Source organism: Deinococcus soli (ex Cha et al. 2016), assembly GCF_001007995.1.
Lineage (GTDB): Bacteria > Deinococcota > Deinococci > Deinococcales > Deinococcaceae > Deinococcus > Deinococcus soli.
Window position 1 is genome coordinate 2460700 of sequence record NZ_CP011389.1, and the last position, 18340, is coordinate 2479039.

Below are 18340 nucleotides of genomic sequence, written 5' to 3' on the forward strand. Positions count from 1 at the left end.
GTTTATGCGGTCTTGAACCGGTTCTAATGACCGCATGCCCACCGCACTTCTGCGAGGTGGCGCCGCCGCGCTGCTCGCCCTCACCCTCGCCGCCTGCGGCAGCACCAGCACCCCGGCGGGCACCCCCGCCCCCCAGCAACCCCTGACCCTCGCCGCGCAGGCCGTCGCCACCCCCGTCGCCCTGACCGCCGGGCAGACGCTGCAACTGAACGTCACCGTGAACGGCCAGCCCGCCCAGCCCGGCCAGCTGAAGTGGACCACCAGCAACGCCGCCGTCGCCACCGTCACGCAGACCGGCCTCGTCACGGCCGCCTCGGCGGGCAGCGCCACCATCCGCGCGGCGCTCGCCAGCAGCGCGGCCTCGTTCATCGACTTCCCCGTGACCGTCACCGCCGCCAGCGCCCCCGCGCCCGCCCCGGCCCCAGCCCCGGCTCCGGCGCCGACCACGCCCAGCGCGTTCGCGCAGCAGGTCCTCGACCTCACGAACGCCGCGCGCGCCGTGCCCCGCAACTGCGGCGCCACCAGCTACGCCGCCGCCGCCCCGCTCACCTGGAACGCGCAACTCGCGCAGGCCGCGCAGGGCCACGCGACCGACATGGCCACCCAGAACTACTTCAGCCACACCAGCAAGGACGGCCGCAGCTTCTCGCAGCGCATCACGGCCGCCGGGTACACCCCGTACCGCACCCTCGGCGAGAACATCGCCGCCGGGCAGACCACCCCGCAGGCCGTCGTGGACGGCTGGCTGAAAAGCGAGGGGCACTGCCGCAACATCATGAACCCCAGCTTCAAGGAACTCGGCGTCGGGTACGCGTACACGGGCACCAGCACCTACAAGCACTACTGGGTGCAGAACTTCGGCGCCCGCTGACGATCAGCACAGCGCAGGGGGAGGCCGGTCGCGGCCCCCCCCTCAATCATGGCCGTTTATCCGAACAGCGCGCGGTACTCGCCGTACCCCTGCGCGTCCAGTTCCGACACCGGCACGAACCGTAGCGCCGCCGAATTGATGCAGTACCGCAGCCCCCCGTGCTCACGCGGGCCGTCCGGGAACACGTGCCCCAGATGCGAATCCGCCCCCGCCGACCGCACCTCGGTGCGCGCGTACCCGATCCTGTAATCCGTGTTCTCCGTCAGCGCCACGCTGGGAATCGGCCGCGTGAAGCTGGGCCACCCGCACCCCGCGTCGTACTTGTCCAGGCTGGAAAACAGCGGCTCGCCACTCACGACGTCCACGTAGATGCCCTCTTCCGTGTGATCCCAGTACTCCCCGGTGAAGGCCCGCTCGGTGCCCTCATGCTGGGTCACGCTGTACTGCATGGGCGTCAGCCGCTCCCGCAGCTCCGTATCCGACGGCTTCACGAACGGCTTGTCAGTCATGAGGGCAGTCTAGGCGCGCGGGGACGCCGGGACGGTAACGAAGCGTAGGAAGTGGGAAGTAGGGAGTGGGTCGGGGCCAGCGTCCCATCCACTCCCTACTTCCCACTCCCCACTGCCCGTTTACAGCGGAATGTTGCCGTGCTTCTTGTAGGGTCTGGCCTCTTCCTTGTCGCGGAGCATCTCGAAGGTCTGGATCAGGACGCGGCGGGTGTCCTCCATGGGGATCACGTCGTCGATGTAGCCCTTGCTGGCGGCGACGTAGGGGTTGTCGAAGGCGTCTTTGTACTCCGCGATCTTCTGCGCGCGGGTCGCGTCGGGGTTGTCGCTGCTTTGAATGTCGCGGCGGTAGACGATGTTCGCGGCGCCCTCGGCGCCCATGACGGCGACGGCGGCAGTCGGCCAGGCGTACACGACGTCGGCGCCCATGTCGCGGCTGTTCATGGCGAGGTACGCCCCGCCGTAGCTCTTGCGGGTGATCAGGGTGACCTTGGGGACGGTCGCCTCGGCGTACGCGTACAGCATCTTCGCGCCGTGCCGGATGATCCCGGCGTGTTCCTGCGCGACGCCCGGCAGGAAGCCCGTGACGTCCACCAGCGTCAGGATGGGGATGTTGTAGCAGTCGCAGGTGCGGATGAACCGCGCGGCCTTGTCGGAGGCGTCAATGTTCAGGGTGCCCGCCATGACGCGCGGGTTGTTCGCCACGATGCCGACCGACTCGCCGTTCAGCCGGGCGAAGCCCACCACGATGTTCTTCGCCCAGTTCGGCTGGATTTCCAGGAAGGTGCCGTCGTCCACGAGTTCGTGGATCACGTCGTGCATGGCGTACGGCTTGCGCTGGTCGGGCACGACGATGTCCAGCAGCCGCTCGTTCGTGCGGGTGGCGGGGTCCTGGGTGGGGTGCGTGGGGGCCTTCTCGTGCGCGTTCTGCGGCAGGTACCCCAGCAGGTCACGGATGCCCGCCAGCACCGCCTCGTCCCCGTCGTACGCGAGGTGCGCGACGCCGCTCCTGCGGGTGTGGACGTCCGCGCCGCCCAGCTGGTCGAAGGTCACGTCCTCGCGCGTCACGGACTTGATGACCTCGGGCCCCGTGATGAACATGTAGCTGCTGCCCTCGCTCATCAGGATGAAGTCCGTCAGTGCCGGAGAGTACACCGCGCCGCCCGCGCAGGGCCCCAGGATCGCACTGATCTGCGGCACCGCGCCCGAGTAGATCGCGTTCCGGTAGAAGATCTCGCCGTAGCCGCTTAAGGAGTCCACGCCCTCCTGGATGCGCGCCCCGGCGCTGTCGTTCAGGCCGATCACCGGGCAGCCCGTTTTGGCGGCCATGTCCATGATCTTGGTGATCTTCGCGGCGTTCATCTTGCCCAAAGACCCGCCCAGCACCGTGAAGTCCTGGCTGAACACGAACACCTGCCGCCCGTCGATGGTGCCGCGCCCGGTCACGACGCCCTCGCCCGGGGCGTCCACGCCCTGCATCAGGCGGCCGCCTCGGTGCTCGACGAAGGTGCCCATCTCCAGGAAACTGCCGGGGTCCAGCAGCGCCTCGATGCGCTCTCGGGCCGTGAGTTTCCCGCCAGCCTTCTGTTTCTTCAGGCGCTCCGGGCCCCCGCCCTGCTCAACCCGCGTGCGACGCTGCTCCATCGCCGCGATCAGTTCCTGTAACTCCACGCCCACTTTCGTCATGCGCGCATGCTACCCAAACGGGCGTTAGGTGCGCGCGTGACCGGAACGGGAACAGGCCCGCTGCACCTCTGGCGCAGACCTATGTTGTGTCCCCTGGCCCCCTGACCGCCCCTTACAGGTCCTGCCGGGCCTCTTTCAGCAGTTCGGACAGGCGTGACAGGCAGCGGCTGTACTTCTTCGCGTACGCGCCGTGCCGGTACGTGTCGCTGAACAGCCCGGACAGGTTCGTGCCGGTGAACGCGGCGTGCAGCCCCAGGTCGTACAGCTTGTCGATGAAGTGCACGAAGCGCAGCGCGACGTTCTGGTCCGGCATGGGGGTCAGGTCGGTCACGGCGACGGCACCCACGCCCGCCAGCAGGCAGCTGAAGCGGCTGGGGTGCACCTGCAACAGGTGACGGCTGAGGTCGCGGTGGTTCAGGCGGGCCAGCGTGGCGTGGTTCTGCCGGGCCTCCCACGCGGTGAACTCGCCTGGGGTCAGGACGTCCTCGGGGCGCACGCCGCGCTGCCGGTAGTCCGGCCCGTCGATGCGGTGCGTCTCGAAGCGGCTGGCGATCGCCTGGATCTGCCGCTGGAAGTCGCTGGCGTTGAAACGCCCCTGGCCCAGCGCGCCGGGTTCGGTGTTGCTCGTGGCGATCACGCTCGTCCCACCCGGCATCAGCTGGCCCAGGAAGGTGTTCGCCATGTGCGTGTTGCCCGGATCGTCCAGTTCGAACTCGTCGATCAGCAGCAGGTCGTGCCCGCGGAAGGCGTCCACGGCGCGGGTCATGCCCAGCGCCCCAATGATGTACATCAGGTCCTGGAAGCTCATCAGCGCCGCGCGGCCCGGCGCCTCGTGCCACGCGCTGGCCAGCAGGTGCGTCTTGCCCACCCCGAACCCCCCGTCGAGGTACAGGCCGCGCCCCTCGGGCTTGGCGCGGCGGAACAGGCGAAAGCCCCCGGGCCGCACCTGCGCGCCCTTCAGGAACGCCTGCGTGGCCACGCGCGCCTCCTCCTGGCTGGGGTACGCCGCGTTCGGGTGGTACGTGGCGAAGCGCACGCCCTGGTAGCGGGGCGTGGGGGCCAGTTCGGCCGTCAGGGCCTCCGGGTCCAGGCTGGGGTTGCGGGACAGCAGGTCGATCATGCCGGTTCCGGTTGAAGGGTTGAGGTCTGCCCTTCAACCTGAGCGGACGCGATCAGGAAAAGAACGGGTTCCGGACGTGGAGTCGACAGATCGGTGGTGTGCCGAGCTGTCAACGGAACAAACGGACTCCGTCTCATCGGTGGACGTCGAGTTCGACCTTGTAGTTGCCGCGCCGCGTCTCGTTCACCACGCGTTTGAAGTCGATGCGGCCCAGGCCATCGGCAGCGAGGCTGTCGCCCTCGCGAATCTCGCTGCTGGCCCGCGCGGGCTGGCCGTTCAGGCGGACCTTACCGCCGTCGATACCCTGCTGGAAGTACGCGCGGCTCACGCCGAAGCCCTTGGCGCCCACGACGTCCACGCGCATGCTGGGCACCACGACCTCACGCAGCTTGCTGCCCTTCCCGGCACTCTCGCCGACCGGCTCCACGTCCACGTCGCGGCCGCCCAGGCTGGTCAGGTCCGCGATGGCCTGCGCGGCCTTGCCGGTCGCGGCGATCAGGAAACTGCCGCGGTCCTCGCGCAGGTCCCCCAGGCCGTCCTCGTCCAGCCCCAGGCGCCTGAGCTGCACCGCGAAGTCCTGCGCGTCCCACGCGGGGCCGCCCTCCTGCGGGGTGACGCGGTACACGGTCACGCCGCCGTCCACCTCGGGGATGTGCTCGGGATGCAGCGTCAGGACCACCCGGCGCGCGTCCGGGAAGCCCCCGGCGAGTTTGTGGCGGACCTCCGGGTCATTCAGCAACCGGCGGTCGATGTCGTCGCCGTCCACGAAGGGCGTGCGGATCACGCGCCCGCCGCGCGCCTGGGCGATCAGGGTGGAGAGTTTCTGCTTCATGCCCACAGGATAAGTCCCGCGCCCCAGTGGGGGCAGGTGGGGGGGGTGGTCGTGATGAATCCCGCACGGGTCACAAATGGTGAATGATGGTGGTAAGAGTCCGGATGTCAGGATTCCCGGCGTATGCGCCTCACCCGTCCCGCCGCCCCCTCCCCGCTGGTTCGAGGTACCCCATCGTGACTCCCGCAGCCTTCACCGCCGTGCAGGCGGCCCTGAGTGACCTGATGCGCGTCCACACGCCCCGCGCCACCCTGCTCGCCTCGCTGGGCGACGAGGTGCTGCGCGTCCGCGCCGACACCCCCCCCGAACGTGCCGGACTGGACCTCGTGCCCCCCGACGAGTGGTTCGAACGTGGCGAGATGACCTGGCTCACGCGCGACGGCGCGCTGCTGGGCCTGCTGTGGCAGGAGGACAGCCCGCCCCCCGACGCGGCCGTGCAGGTCCTGACCATGCTGCTCGCGGCCGCCCGCGCCGACGGCGTGCACCGCGAGACAGAGGTGCTCATCACCCAGCTGCCCGTCGCCACGGCGTGGCTGACCGGCGACCTGGTGTTCCGCAAGGTCAGTCGCCCGTTCCTGGAACTGTTCGCCCTGGCCGAACCCGATGTGACCGGCCGCCCCGTGCAGGACGTGTTCCGCGACCGCCCGGCGCTCGTGCAGGCGCTCATGCAGGCGGGTGCGGGCCGCTCGGTGCGTCTCCCGGACGAGCAGATCACGCACGCCGGGCACGCCGCGTGGGTGCGCGGCGAGGCGAGACCGTACTTCGGGGCGTCCGCTGCCGGGGTCATGCTGACCCTGCAGGACGTGACCGGCGAGTACGAACGCGCCGCCCGCGTCTCCGCGCTGCTGGACACTGACACGCCCGCCGCGCTGCTGTCGGAATCCGGCGCGGTGTTGCAGGCCAGCCAGGGGTTCCTGAGCCTGCTGCCCGCCGGGGCACCGGTCGTGACCGGAGCGCCCCTGTGGTCCTGGGCGTGTTTCGCGGACGTCCCCAGCGACCCCGTGCGGGACCTCGTGCGGCTCGCCGCGACCGGCGGCGCCGCCCGCGCGGACGTGGAACTCGCCGGGGGCGGCAGCCTGAACCTGCGCGTGCGGCGCACCAGCGAACCCGGCCTGCTCGTCGCCGAGGGCGAGGCCGCCGCGCGGGACGGCCTCGCCCCGCTGGGCGTCATGAGTCAGGTGCTGGCCCTTTCGGAGGACGCCACCATCCTCGTGGATCATGCCGGGCGCGCCCAGCTGGTCAGCGAACGTGCCGCGACGCTGCTGGGCGTGGAGGCCGCGCGGCTGGTCGGGCTGGCCGTCACGCGCGTCATGACCGAACTGGGCGTCAAGATCTTCACGCCCGAGGGTGAACCGCTGGCCCTGCCCGACTGGAAGGAGATTCCCCTCCCCCTGCGGCGTGAGGTGCTGCTGGCCCTCCCGGACGGCACGGTCCGCCAGATGGAACTGCGCGCCACCGGCGTGGGCGGCGAGGCCGGCGGCGCGCGCGGCAGCGTCCTGCTGACCCTGCGGGACCTGACGGCCCTGCGCCGCGCGCAGGCGAAGATCCGCCACGACGCCCGCCACGACGCCCTGACGGGCCTCCTGAACCGCACCGGGGTGCGCGAGGCGCTGGGCCGCACCGGTGAGCGCGGCGCGGCCGTCTGCCTGGACCTCGACGGGTTCAGTGAACTGAACGCCGCGCTGGGCCGCACCGCCTGCGACCGCCTGCTCATCCAGGTGGCCGCCCGCCTCAACGACCTGAGCAGCGAGACGCGCGGCCTGTCCGCCCGGCTGGCTGACGATTCGTTCATGGTGTTCCTGCCGGACCTGAGCGCCGCCGCCGCCCTGAACCGCGCCGGGGCAGTCCTGGACAGCCCGCTGCGGGTCGGGCAGCGGGACGTGCAGCTGACCGCCGCGCTGGGTGTCGCCGACCGCCCGGACGACGCGCAGGGCGACGCGGTGCTCGCCAACGCCGAGGTCGCCATGCAGCACGCCAAGCGGCAGGGGCGCGCGCAGCGCAGCGTGTTCCAGCCCGCCCTGCGCGACGAGGTCGCCCGCGCCTTCGAACTCGAGGAGGCGCTGCGCGGCGCGCTGGACAAGGACCAGTTCACCCTGCTGTACCAGCCCGCGCTGTCCCTGAAACGCGACCGGGCCTTCAGTGCCGAGGCGCTGCTGCGCTGGAACCACCCCACGCTGGGCCTGCTCGGCCCGGCCCGCTTCCTGGACCTCGCCAGCCGCAGCGAACTGATCACGCACGTCAGCGAGTGGGTCGTGCAGGAGGCCGTGCTGGGCCGTCAGGCGGTCCGCGCCGCGCTGCCGGACCGCCACGCGAACTGGACGGTCAGCGTGAACCTGAGCCTGGAGGAACTGCGCCGCTCGGCCGGGCTGCGCCGCCTGCTGCCGCTGCTGTCCGCCGAGGGGGCGCCCGACATCGAGGTGAGCGCCGGGAGCCTGCTCGACCACAGCCAGGAGACGCTGGGCCTGCTCGAACAGCTGCGCTCCCTGGGCGCCCGGCTGAGCGTGGACGACTTCGGGGACGGCGCGAGCAGCCTCGCGGCCCTGACGCGCTTCCCGCTGAGCGCCGTGAAACTGCACCCCACCCTGACCGCCCGCCTGCCCGGCGACGAGAAATCCCTGACGCTCGTGCAGGGCACCATCGACCTGGCGCACAACCTGGGATTGCAGGTCGTGGCCGTGGGGGTGGAGACCGCCGATCAGCTGGGTATCCTGCGGGAACTGGGCTGCGACGCCGCGCAGGGCTACGCGATCACGCCCCCGCTGTCCGGCGCGGACCTGATCAGCTGGCTGCGCGACCACTGACAGCAGAATTGAGCTGCACCTGAGCAGTGGTTGAACGTGGCGTTGATGGGCGTGCTGCTGGCCCCTCAACGGAACTGGAAATCGCTGTGATCCGGAGCTTCACGGGCGGGCCGGGAGATGATTCCTGCCTGCCCGGTGCTGTTGGCCGCTGGCCGGGGCTCCGGGCAGGGGCAGGGCTGAGTTGTGTCGTGGCAGGCCCGTGAAGGATCGCTCAAGGGTGGTGGCGGGAATGGCAGGCTGGCTGACATCTTCCGCCCGTTCCGGTCGTTTAACGTGAACGCGTTTTTCACAGTTCACCCCCCGGAGGTTCACGCATGCCCCAAGACGACCGCACTGCCCCCCGTCCCGCCCGCCGCGACACGCTGCGCTTCCTGACCGCCACCGGCGCCGCCCTGGCCGCCGCGCCCCTGGCCCGCGCCCAGACGGCGCCCGCCACCCCGGCCACGCCCGCCGCCGCGTCCGGCGCCATGGCCATGAACGGCAGCGGCTTCTACCGCCAGAAGATCGGCGACATGACCCTGACCACCGTCAGCGACGGCACCGCCGCCCTGGCCGCCGTGCTCCCCACCTGGGGAGCCAACCCTGACCGGCAGGCCGAGTTCGCCGCGACCCTCGCCGAGTACAGCGTTGCCGCCACGAACACCGTGAACCACTTCAACCCGGTGCTGCTGGAGATCGGCGGGAAACGCATCCTGATCGACACCGGACGCGGCGGTGCGAACGGGCAACTGGTCGCGAACCTGCGCCGCGCCGGGATCGAACCCGACACGATCAGCGTCGTGTTCATCACGCACGGACACGGCGACCACATCGGCGGCCTCACCACGAACGGCAAGCCCACCTTCGCCAACGCGCAGCACATGATCAACGAGGCCGAATTCAACTTCTGGGTCACGCAGGCCAACCCCAACGACGCCGTGAAGAACAACCTGATCGGCCTGAAGGACAAATTCAAGCTCCTGAAAAGTGGCGAGGAGATCGTCCCCGGCGTCCTGACCGTCGCCACGCCCGGCCACACCGCCAACCACCACAGCGTCCTCGCGCAGAGCGGCGGCCAGAGCGCCCTGATCCTCGGTGACGCCGGCGGTCACTTCCTGATCTCCCTGAAGCACGAGGGCGCGTACGTGGGCTTCGACACCGACGGCGCCCAGGCCGCCCGCACCCGCCAGGAGATCTTCGCGCGCATCACCGACGGCAAACTGTGGGTCAGCGGGTACCACTTCCCGTTCCCGGCCATCGGGCACCTGCGCCGCCTCGCGCCCGGCTCGTTCGAGTACGAGCCGACCCTCTGGAACTGGAGCTGACCTCCACGCCCTGAACCCACCCCGCAGTCACCCCCGGCGCTACACTCCGGGGGTGATCGTCAAGTACGGCGGGAATGCCATGAAGAGCCTGGACCTGCGGCGCGCGGTGGCCGCCGAGATCGCCGCGCTGCGCGCCGAGCAGACGGTCGTGGTCGTGCACGGCGGCGGGCCCGTCATCGAGCGGGAACTCGCCGCGCGCGGCATCCCCAGCGAGTTCCGCGCCGGGCTGCGGGTCACCACGCCAGAGGCGATGGACGTCGTGGAGATGGCCCTGTGCCAGCTGAACAAGCAGCTCAGCCAGGACGTGGGCCACGCCGTGGGCCTGATGGGCCGCGACTCGGACCTGCTGCGCGCCGAGGTGTTCGACCCCGCCCTGGGCCGCGTGGGCCGCGTGACCGGCGTGAACGCGGACGTGCTGCGCGCCCTGATCGGCGCGGGCCTCACGCCCGTCGTGGGCTGCGTGGCCGTCGGCCCGGACGGGGACGCCCTGAACGTGAACGCCGACACTGCCGCCGGGGCGGTCGCGGGCGCCCTGAACGAGGGCATCGTGTTCCTGACCGACGTGGACGGCGTGTACCGCACCTACCCCGACCCGGAGAGCCGCGCCGCGCACCTCACCCGCGCCGAGGTCGAGGGGGGCATCGCGGACGGCTGGATCGCCGGCGGCATGATTCCCAAGGTCCGCGCCGCACTGGACGCCCTGGACCGCGGGGCGCCCTTCGCGGTGATCGCCAGCGGCATGCACGCCGGGGCGCTGTCCGCCGCCGCGCGCGGCGAGGCCGGCACACGCATCACGCCCTGAACGCGGCTGCGACCACGACTCTGAGCAGCGTCAGCGCACGCGGCTGAAGATCAGCGTGTCGCGCACCCCCGAGCCGTCCGCGGTCACGTCGTCGTTCACCAGCCTGGCGTCCAGCGCGTAGCCCAGCGCCGGGGGAATGCGGGCGCTGCGCCCGTTGGCGGGATCACAGCGGATCTCCAGGCGCCGCAGGCCCAGGCCGCCCGCCGCGCGGTCCGTCAGGGCCAGGTCGGTCAGGGCCTGCGTGACCTCGCGCGCGTAGCCCTGCCCGGCGTGCGCCGTGGCGATCCAGTACCCGATCTCGCCCTTCGGCACGCGCCAGTTCAGCGCGTGGTACCCGCTGCTGCCCACCAGTTCGGTGCCGTCAGCGTTCCACACGTGGTAGCGCAGGTTCTCCCGCGAATCGAAGCGTTCGGCGGCGCCCGTCAGGTTCTCGCGGGAGGCCTCCAGGGTCATGGGCGCCTGCGCCCACGTCATCCACGCGCGCAGTTCGGGCAAGGAGGCGTTCACGGCGGCCACCAGCGCCTCCGCGTCCGCCGGGTCGGGGCGGCGCAGGCGCAGGCGGGGCGTGACGATCTCGGCGGGCACGGTCAGGTCGGTGGGCAGCGCAGGCATGCCGGGCAGTCTAGGCGCGCCGCGCTCCACGCGCCTGCGCACAATGGCGTGCCGGTCACCGTTGCCCTGGCCCCACCCGGTGCGGCATACTGCCCGGGCCGCGGGCGCGGCGTCCCACGAGAGACGCCCCCGACGACAACCGAACACCCGGAGCCGGGCCGCGTCCTGCGCGTCCCCTCCCACCCCGGCAGGCCCCGCGCCCGCCGCCGGTTGTCACGGCACCCCACGAGGTGCGACATGACTCCACAATCCCTGACCCGCGCGCAGCAGTACCGGCGCGAATGGCTGGCTCAACCCCGCGCGGACATCCTGGCCGGCCTGGTCGTCGCGCTGGCCCTGATCCCCGAGGCGATCGCGTTCTCGATCATCGCGGGCGTGGACCCGCAGGTGGGCCTGTACGCGTCGTTCATCATCGCGATCGTCACGGCGTTCATCGGCGGGCGGCCCGGCATGATCAGCGCCGCGACCGGCGCGATGGCGCTGCTCATGACCGGCCTCGTGAAGGAACACGGGCTGGCGTACCTGTTCGCCGCGAGCGTCCTGACGGGCGCGCTGCAGGTCGCGTTCGGCTGGGCGGGCCTGGCCCGCTACCTGAAGTTCGTGCCGCGCAGCGTCATGACCGGCTTCGTGAACGCCCTGGCCATCCTGATCTTCCTGGCGCAGCTGCCGCAGCTGATCGGCGCGAACGTGCAGACGTACGCGATGCTCGCGGCCGGGCTGGCCATCATCTACCTGCTGCCCCGCGTGTTCCGCGCGGTGCCCAGCGCCCTGGTCGCCATCGTGACCCTGACCGCCGTGTCGGTCCTGACCGGCGCGGACGTCCGCACCGTGGGGGACATGGGGACCCTGCCGGGCACGCTGCCGCCCCTGGCGCTGCCGCAGGTGCCGCTGACCCTGGAGACGCTGGGCATCATCCTGCCCGTCTCGCTGACGCTGGCGCTCGTGGGTCTGCTGGAGAGCCTGCTGACCGCGCAGCTCATCGACGAACGCACCGATACCACCAGCGACAAGAACACCGAGGCCCGCGCGCAGGGCGCGGCGAACATCATCACCGGGTTCTTCGGCGGGATGGCCGGGTGCGCCATGATCGGCCAGAGCATGATCAACGTCACCAACGGCGGCCGCGGGCGGCTGTCCACCTTCACGGCGGGCCTGGGCCTGCTGATCCTGATTCTGGCGCTGCAACCCCTGCTCGTGCAGATTCCCATGGCGGCCCTCGTGGCGGTCATGATCGTCGTATCGGTCAGCACCTTCGACTGGCGCAGCCTGCGTGACCTGCGCGTCACGCCCCGGGGCGAGGTGCTCGTCATGCTGAGCACCGTGGCCGTCACGGTCTTCACGCACGACCTCAGCCGGGGCGTGCTGGTCGGCGTGATCCTCAGCGCGCTGCTGTTCGCCCGGCAGGTCTCGAACGCGTCCCGCGTGACCGTCAGCGACACCGGCGGCCTGCGCACGTACCACGTGCAGGGGCAGCTGTTCTTCGTGAGCACGCACGACTTCCTGCGGCAGTTCGACTTCACGCACGCGGGCCCCGTCGTGATCGACCTGAGCGGCGCGCACCTCTGGGACGGGTCCGCCGTGGCCGCGCTGGACAAGGTCCTGGCCCGCTTCACCCGCCAGGGCCAGCCCCCCACCCTGCTGGGCCTGAACGAGGCGTCCGCGACCCTCTTCCGGCGCCTGAGCAGCCCCGGTGGCGCCTCCGCCGGGCACTGACCCACGGACCGGACCGGCCACTCCAGCCCACCGGCCGGTCAGTGCCCATGACCGGCCGGTGCTCGGTTCACGCGGAGGTCATGTCGTCCAGCGGTGCTCGTAGCAGTACGCCCAGTCCTCGCCGGGCTCGGCGCTGCGGATGACCGGGTGCCCCTGCCCCTGCGCGTGGCGGGTCGCGTGGCGGTTCTTGCTCGAATCGCAGCAGCCGACGTGCCCGCAGGTCATGCACACCCGCAGGTGCACCCAGGTGTCCCCGGCGGCCACGCACTCCAGGCACACGTCCGCCTCGGGCGTGACCGGCCCGGCGTTGTGCGCGGCGTGCTCGCACTGGGCGCGCTGCGCAGCACTCAGGGTCACGGGCGGGTGCTCGGCGAGGTGGCGGGACAGCTGCGCCCGCGTGACCTCCGGCGGGGTGAGCAGGTCGAGGATGCCTGCCGCGACCTCCCGGTGCGCGCTCAGGACGTGCTGGGCGCCCAGCGCCTGCAACCCCGCAAACCCCTCGGGCGAGGTGGCGCGCGTGATGACCTGCACCTGCGGCGCGACCGTGCGCAGCACACTCAGGGTCCGTTCGGTCATCTCGGTGTCGTCGTCCGCGATGACCACCGCGCGGGCCGAGTCGATGCCCAGGTCCCGCAGCAGCCCCGCGCGGGTGTAGTCCGCGATCAGGACCGGCGCGCCGCGCCCCTGGAGTTCACTCGCGCCGTCCGGACTGCGGGTGAGCACCGAGTACGGCTGCCCGGCGCGGCTCAGGGCGCGGGCCGACAGGCGGGCGTGCGCGCCGTACCCCAGGAACACCACGCGGCCCGCGACCGGCAGGCCATGCGCGCCGTCCCCGTGCGCCTCCCCGCCGGACGGCCCGGCACCTGCTGCCGCCGTGCCAGCTCCCCCGGGGGCAGGGGAGGGGAGCCGGGCCAGCAGCGGCCCGCCCAGTGCCGCCAGGGCCGGGGTCAGCGCCATCAGGAGCACCGTCGCGGCGATGAACACCCCCGAACCCTGCTCGCCCAGCCCGGCGAAACTCAGGCCCAGGGCCGCGCCGGTCGTGGCGAGCACGAACGAGAACTCCCCGACCTGCCCGGTCAGCAGCGCCACGGGCAGCGCCGTGCGCCAGTCCTCACCCAGCAGCCGCACGCTGAGGGACGTCACGAGCACCTTCAGCAGCGTGATCAGCGCCGCCGCGCCCAGCACCAGTCCCAGGTGACTCAGGACGAACCGCAGGTCCAGCTGCACCCCCACCGACAGGAAGAACGCCGCGCTGAACAGGATCTGCAGCGGCAGAATCTCACCCATCGCCTGCGCGCCGTAACGGCTCTCACTGACCAGCAGGCCCGCCAGGAACGCCCCCAGCGCCAGACTCACGCCCGCCAGCGCGGTCAGGCTGGCCGTGCCGAAGCACAGCGCCACGACCGCCAGCAGGAAGATCTCCGCGCTGCACGTCCGCGCCACGACCTCCATCAGGGGCGGCACCACCCGCCGCGCCGCGACGAGCACCAGCGCGATGATCCCGCCCGCCTTCGCCAGTGCGATCAGCACGCCCGCCGCGCCGCCCCCCTGCCCGGCCAGCATGGGAATCAGCAGCACCATCAGCACCACCGCCAGATCCTGGAAGATCAGGATGCCCAGACTGACCTGCCCGGTGCGGGCGTTCGTCTCGCCCCGCTCGCCCAGCAGTTTCATCACGATCGCGGTGCTCGACAGGGCCAGCAGGCACCCGGTGAATGCGGCGTCCGCCGCGCCCACCCCGAGGGCCAGCAGCGCACCCGCTGCCGCCAGAACGGTCAGGCCCACCTGCAACCCGCCCCCCAGGAAGATCAGCCGCGCGATCCTGGAAAGCCGCTCCAGGCTGAACTCGATCCCGATGGTGAACAGCAGCAGCATCACCCCGACCTCCGACGCCGCCGCGATCAGCTGCGGGTCCCGGATCAGGCCCAGCGCGCCCGGCCCCACCAGCACCCCGGCCAGGAGGAACCCGATGATCGGCAGCAGCCGCAGCCGGAACGACCCGTAGGCGGCCAGCGCCGACACGATCAGCAGCAGCGTCAGCTGCACCAGGAACGCCGGCGGTCCCGCGTGCGCCGCCTCCGCGGCGGTTCCCTCCGCGCCTGCCACGCCTGTCAGCGCCAGCGCCCCCCACATCCATCCTCGAACCGTCATGCCCCAGCATGACAGCCCGGGAGCGGAACCCAGGGGACTTCAAGGGCACTTCAAGGGTACTTCCCTCAGCGGTTTCCAGTTCCATTGAGGAGCCAAGAGCACGCCCCGGGGCTCCACTGCCAACCGCTGTCCCGTTCAGGTGCTCGCTCTGCTCGATTCAGAGGTAGTGGGGAACCCCTTCAATACCTCTGAATTCTGCTGCTGGGCCCCAGCGGCGCCCTGGCGTCACGGTCGGCCGGGAAGCACTCCAGCCGGAGGTCAGTCCGGCAGGTGGAACGCCACGCGGACATCCAGTCCGCCGCCCGGCGTGTCGTGCAGCGTGATCTCCGCGCGGTTCACCTGCGCCAGCCGCCGCGCCAGCGGGAGCCCCAGCCCCCGCCCCGGCACGTGCGTCGCCAGGCGCGTGCCCAGCTGGAACGCCTGCTCGTGCAGGCTCGGGTGCAGGCCCGGCCCGTGGTCCGTCACGCGGATCACCGGCCCCCACAGTGCCGTCGGCGGGTCCAGCGTCACCGTGATCGGCCCGTCGCTGTACTTGATGGCGTTCTCGACGAGGTTCTCCACAATCTGCTGCACCTGGCTGGCGTCCACCACCCACAGCAGCGGCCCAGAGGGGCGGCGCACCCGCACGCGCATGTTCTCGTGCCGCGCGACCAGCGCCGTCAGGTCCGTCAGGACCGGCAGGGCCGTCATCTGCACGTACATGGCGTCCAGGCGTTCCAGTTCGCTGCGCCGCGCCATCTGGTCGGCGGCGCCCTCGATGCTGCGCAGCAGCTTCTCCCGCGCGCGGACGTTGTCGGTGTGCCGCAGCGCCTCGGTGGCCAGCAGCAGCGCCTGCATGGGTCGGCGCAGCTCGTGCGCGGCCATGCCCAGCGCCTCGCGCTGCTGGGACTCGCTGCGCTCCCGGGTGTGCCGCTCGTACCCCGCGCGGTTCAGCGCCGTGAGGATCAGGGTGCTGCCCAGCAGCCCGCTCAGGAGCCCCGCGAGCAGCATGGTGCTCTCCAGCGCCTGCAGGTTCCGCTTCAGGGTGAGTCGCGCCTGAGCCTGCCGCGCGCGGCTGCGTTCATCGAGCGCCAGCACGATCCGCAGCGCCCGCTGCGTGTCCGCCGGGGTGCGCCGCTCGATCAGCGGCGTGACGTCCTGTAGGCGCCCGCCCACCTGCTGCTTGCCTGTCTCTTGTTCACCCGCATCAGGGTCCGGGTAGCGCTGACTGGAGCCCAGCAGATCCAGCACCTCGCGCCGCCTGGCGTCCAGCGTCACCGCCGGGGTGTCTCCGCCGACCTCCAGCGCCGCGTACCGCACCAGGGTGGTCAGCAGCTTCTGGTACGGCGGGTCCCACAACGTCGCGTCGTCCTGCGCCAGGTCACGCCGGGCTGGCAGGAACGCCGCGACGATCAGCAGGACCGACAGCAGCATCGGCAGCAGCGCCATGAGCAGATTCGCCCGGCTCTGCTGCGTCAGGTCCCACAGCGGCGCGCGGTCCGGCGTCACGTGCCCTGCGGTCCGTCACCCGGCACAGTGGCCCCCCGGCCGGACCGTGCCGGGCGACGCGGGCGGCGCGCAGAAGGCGCACAGAGAGAGCGGAAGGCGGAAGCGGGGACGCCAGGGAAGACGCGAAGAAAGAGGCGTCCGCCGACCCGGCCACCCGGACGGGCGGCGCCCGGCAGCGTGCGGACGTGGGGGGGGAACACGCCGCGCATGCTAGCGATTTCCCGCCGGGCCACTCAAGGGTCCCCCGGCCGAACCCGGGCGGAGCGCGGTATGCTGCCGGGCGGACATGACTGAACGACCGCTGGTTTCGCTGGGGGACCTGACCTGGGACGTGCTGGCGAAGCCGGACACGCTGCTGCTGCCCGGAGGGGACAGCACGGGAAGGATTGAACTGTCGGGCGGCGGAAGCGCCGCCAATCTCGCGGTGTGGGCCCGCCGCGCCGGGGCCGCGCGCGCCGTGCATTTCATCGGGAAGATCGGTCAGGACCGCTTCGGCGAACTGGCTGTCGCGGAACTCCAGGCCGAGGGCGTCAGCGCCGACGTCATCGAGAGCGCCGAGCACCCCACCGGCGTGATCCTGGGCCTGATCGACCGGCGCGGGCAGCGCGCCATGCTGACCGGGCAGGGCGCCGACTGGGAACTTCTCCCGCACGAACTGCCCACCGAGACCCTGCGCCGCTGCGGGCACCTGCACCTGACCGCCTGGAGTCTGTTCCGCGACCCGCCCCGCTCGGCCGCGCTGCACGCCGCGCAGCTGGCCCGCGCGGGCGGCGCCACCCTGAGCCTCGACCCGGGCAGTTTCCAGATGATCCAGAGCATGGGCCGCGAGGTGTTCCTGCGCATCCTGGACCGCCTGCCGGTCGACGTGCTGTTCCCCAACGACGACGAGGCCCGCGCCATGAGCGGCCGCGGCGACCGAGGTGACGCCATGGACTGGTTCCGCACGCGCTTCCCGGACGCGCTGATCGTCATGAAACTCGACGAGGACGGCGTGCTGATCGAGGGCCCCGCCCAGGCCCGCGTGCAGGTGCCCGCCACGAACGAGCGCGCCGTGGACGCCACGGGTGCCGGAGACGCCTTCGGCGGCGCGTTCCTGACCGGCTGGCTGACCCACGGGGACGCCGTGCGGGCCGCGCAGCTGGCCGTGCAGGTCGGCGGCTGGGTCGTGTCGCGCTTCGGGGCGCGCCCCCCCACCGACGAGGACCTCCTGAACCGCATCGCCACGCACGCCGCGGGGGCCGCGTGAGGCGTGGTGCCGGCTGCCTGCGCGTCCTGGCCGTCTTCACGCTGCTGCTGTTCGGCGCGCTCGGCGGGGCCCTGTGGTACGTACGCGGCCTCCTGGGGCCAGCGGGCGGCCCCGCGTACACCCTGGAAGTCAAACCCGGCGACACCCTGGCGGGCGTGGCGGGCACGCTGCAGGCGCAGCGGATCGTGAAGAACGGCGACGTGCTGCGCTTCCTGATGCGCCGCAGCGGCACCGCCGGCAGCCTGAAAGAGGGCCTGTACGACCTCAGCGGCACCATGACCGCCGAGCAGGTCGCCGAGAAGCTCGCCGGGCCCGCCCGCATTCCCACCGTCAGCGTCACCATCCCCGAGGGGCGGCGCGTGCGCGACCTGAGCGCCATCTTCCAGAAGGCCGGGTTCGACGGCGCGGCCATCCTGAAGGTCCTGAACGATGCCAGCCTCAGCCCCCACGCGGGCGGCAGGCAGCCGAACCTCGAGGGGTTCCTGTTCCCCGCCACGTACGACCTGCGCCCCCAGGCCACCCCGCGGCAGATCGTGCAGACCCTGCTGGACCGCATGAACCAGGAATTCACGCCCGAACGCGTCGCCAGCGCCAAAAAGCTGGGCCTGAGCGTCCGCGACTGGGTGATCCTGGCCAGCATGGTTCAGGCCGAGGCCGCCAACGACGCCGAGATGCCCATCATCGCCGGGGTGTTCCTGAACCGCCTGCGCGACGGCATGACCCTGGGCAGCGACCCCACCGTCGCCTACGGCCTGGGCAAGGACCTCCCGGAACTCGACCGCAGCGCCGGGGACTTCACGAAGGACACCCCCTACTCCACGTACACCCGCGCCGGCCTGCCCGCCGGACCCATCAACAACCCCGGACAGGCCGCGCTCCTCGCCGTCCTCAGCCCGAAGCGGACCCTCCCAGACGGCCGGGACGCCGTGTACTTCCTGCACGGGCTGAACGGCAACATCTACGTGAACCACACCTACGCCGAACACAACCGCGACATCGCCCGGTACCGCTGACCACCGCGCGCACAGCAGTCAGAGGCCGTGAGAGAAGTCCTCACGGCCTCTGACTGCTGCGGAGTGAGGATCTGACATGACAGTGGCTGGCCGTGGAGTGCACGGGCCTGCTGCTGGCCCCTCAGTGCAGCTGAAAACCGCTGTGACTTGCGTGGACCGCAGGCAGGCCACACCTGTCTGACCTGCAGCTGACGA

General features: G+C 71.6%; 14 protein-coding genes. 7 read left to right on the forward strand and 7 right to left on the reverse strand.

Features of this window, described 5'->3' with window-relative positions; all coding sequences use genetic code 11:
* The first annotated feature begins 34 nt into the window (after positions 1-34).
* A complete protein-coding gene (locus SY84_RS16295) occupies positions 35-871 on the forward strand; it encodes a CAP domain-containing protein (protein WP_081424587.1) in 837 nt (278 codons plus the stop codon).
* Positions 872-927: 56 nt separating this feature from the next.
* Here SY84_RS16295 and msrB read toward each other — a convergent pair whose 3' ends face one another.
* The 4 genes from msrB to SY84_RS12055 all read right to left on the reverse strand — a co-directional run bounded on the left by msrB (position 928) and on the right by SY84_RS12055 (position 5015).
* Positions 928-1380 (reverse strand): peptide-methionine (R)-S-oxide reductase MsrB, encoded by a 453-nt coding sequence (gene msrB, locus SY84_RS12040; protein ID WP_046844212.1) that lies wholly within the window; start codon positions 1378-1380, stop codon positions 928-930.
* A 120-nt stretch (positions 1381-1500) separates the two neighbouring features.
* The gene (locus SY84_RS12045; RefSeq protein ID WP_046844213.1) at positions 1501-3063 is read right to left on the reverse strand and encodes an acyl-CoA carboxylase subunit beta; all 1563 of its coding nucleotides are present in this window, start codon (positions 3061-3063) and stop codon (positions 1501-1503) included.
* A gap of 112 nt (positions 3064-3175) precedes the next feature.
* A complete protein-coding gene (zapE, locus tag SY84_RS12050; RefSeq protein ID WP_046844214.1) occupies positions 3176-4183 on the reverse strand; it encodes a cell division protein ZapE in 1008 nt (335 codons plus the stop codon).
* Between the two features lie 133 nt (positions 4184-4316).
* A complete protein-coding gene (locus tag SY84_RS12055) occupies positions 4317-5015 on the reverse strand; it encodes a S4 domain-containing protein (protein ID WP_046844215.1) in 699 nt (232 codons plus the stop codon).
* A gap of 176 nt (positions 5016-5191) precedes the next feature.
* Here SY84_RS12055 and SY84_RS12060 point away from each other — a divergent pair, with 176 nt between their 5' ends.
* The 3 genes from SY84_RS12060 (at position 5192) to argB (ending at position 9922) form a co-directional block, all read left to right on the forward strand.
* Positions 5192-7816 (forward strand): EAL domain-containing protein, encoded by a 2625-nt coding sequence (locus SY84_RS12060; RefSeq protein WP_245621335.1) that lies wholly within the window; start codon positions 5192-5194, stop codon positions 7814-7816.
* Between the two features lie 314 nt (positions 7817-8130).
* Positions 8131-9120, forward strand: coding sequence for an MBL fold metallo-hydrolase (locus tag SY84_RS12065; protein WP_052751145.1), 990 nt, complete (start codon positions 8131-8133; stop codon positions 9118-9120).
* 52 nt (positions 9121-9172) lie between these two features.
* Complete coding sequence (argB, locus tag SY84_RS12070) at positions 9173-9922, forward strand: acetylglutamate kinase (protein WP_046844216.1); 750 nt, start codon at positions 9173-9175, stop codon at positions 9920-9922.
* A 30-nt stretch (positions 9923-9952) separates the two neighbouring features.
* Here the strand turns inward: argB and SY84_RS12075 are convergent, their stop codons facing one another.
* Entirely contained in the window at positions 9953-10534 is a 582-nt protein-coding gene (locus SY84_RS12075; protein WP_046844217.1) for a GNAT family N-acetyltransferase, read from the reverse strand.
* Positions 10535-10771: 237 nt separating this feature from the next.
* Between SY84_RS12075 and SY84_RS12080 the strand changes: the two genes are divergently transcribed.
* A complete protein-coding gene (locus tag SY84_RS12080) occupies positions 10772-12247 on the forward strand; it encodes a SulP family inorganic anion transporter (RefSeq protein ID WP_046844218.1) in 1476 nt (491 codons plus the stop codon).
* A gap of 78 nt (positions 12248-12325) precedes the next feature.
* Here the strand turns inward: SY84_RS12080 and SY84_RS12085 are convergent, their stop codons facing one another.
* Positions 12326-14398, reverse strand: a complete 2073-nt coding sequence (locus tag SY84_RS12085; RefSeq protein WP_157882975.1) for a cation:proton antiporter — start codon at positions 14396-14398, stop codon at positions 12326-12328.
* Between the two features lie 258 nt (positions 14399-14656).
* Positions 14657-15886: a sensor histidine kinase gene (locus tag SY84_RS12090; RefSeq protein ID WP_052751146.1), complete on the reverse strand. Its 1230-nt coding sequence runs from the start codon at positions 15884-15886 to the stop codon at positions 14657-14659.
* Between the two features lie 286 nt (positions 15887-16172).
* Between SY84_RS12090 and SY84_RS12095 the strand changes: the two genes are divergently transcribed.
* Both SY84_RS12095 and mltG read left to right on the forward strand, forming a co-directional pair.
* On the forward strand, positions 16173-17132 hold the full coding sequence (locus tag SY84_RS12095) for a carbohydrate kinase family protein (RefSeq protein WP_046844219.1): 960 nt from the start codon (positions 16173-16175) through the stop codon (positions 17130-17132).
* Positions 17129-18145 (forward strand): endolytic transglycosylase MltG, encoded by a 1017-nt coding sequence (gene mltG / locus SY84_RS12100; protein ID WP_245621336.1) that lies wholly within the window; start codon positions 17129-17131, stop codon positions 18143-18145. Before SY84_RS12095 ends, mltG begins: the two co-directional genes overlap by 4 nt.
* Positions 18146-18340 lie beyond the last annotated feature (195 nt).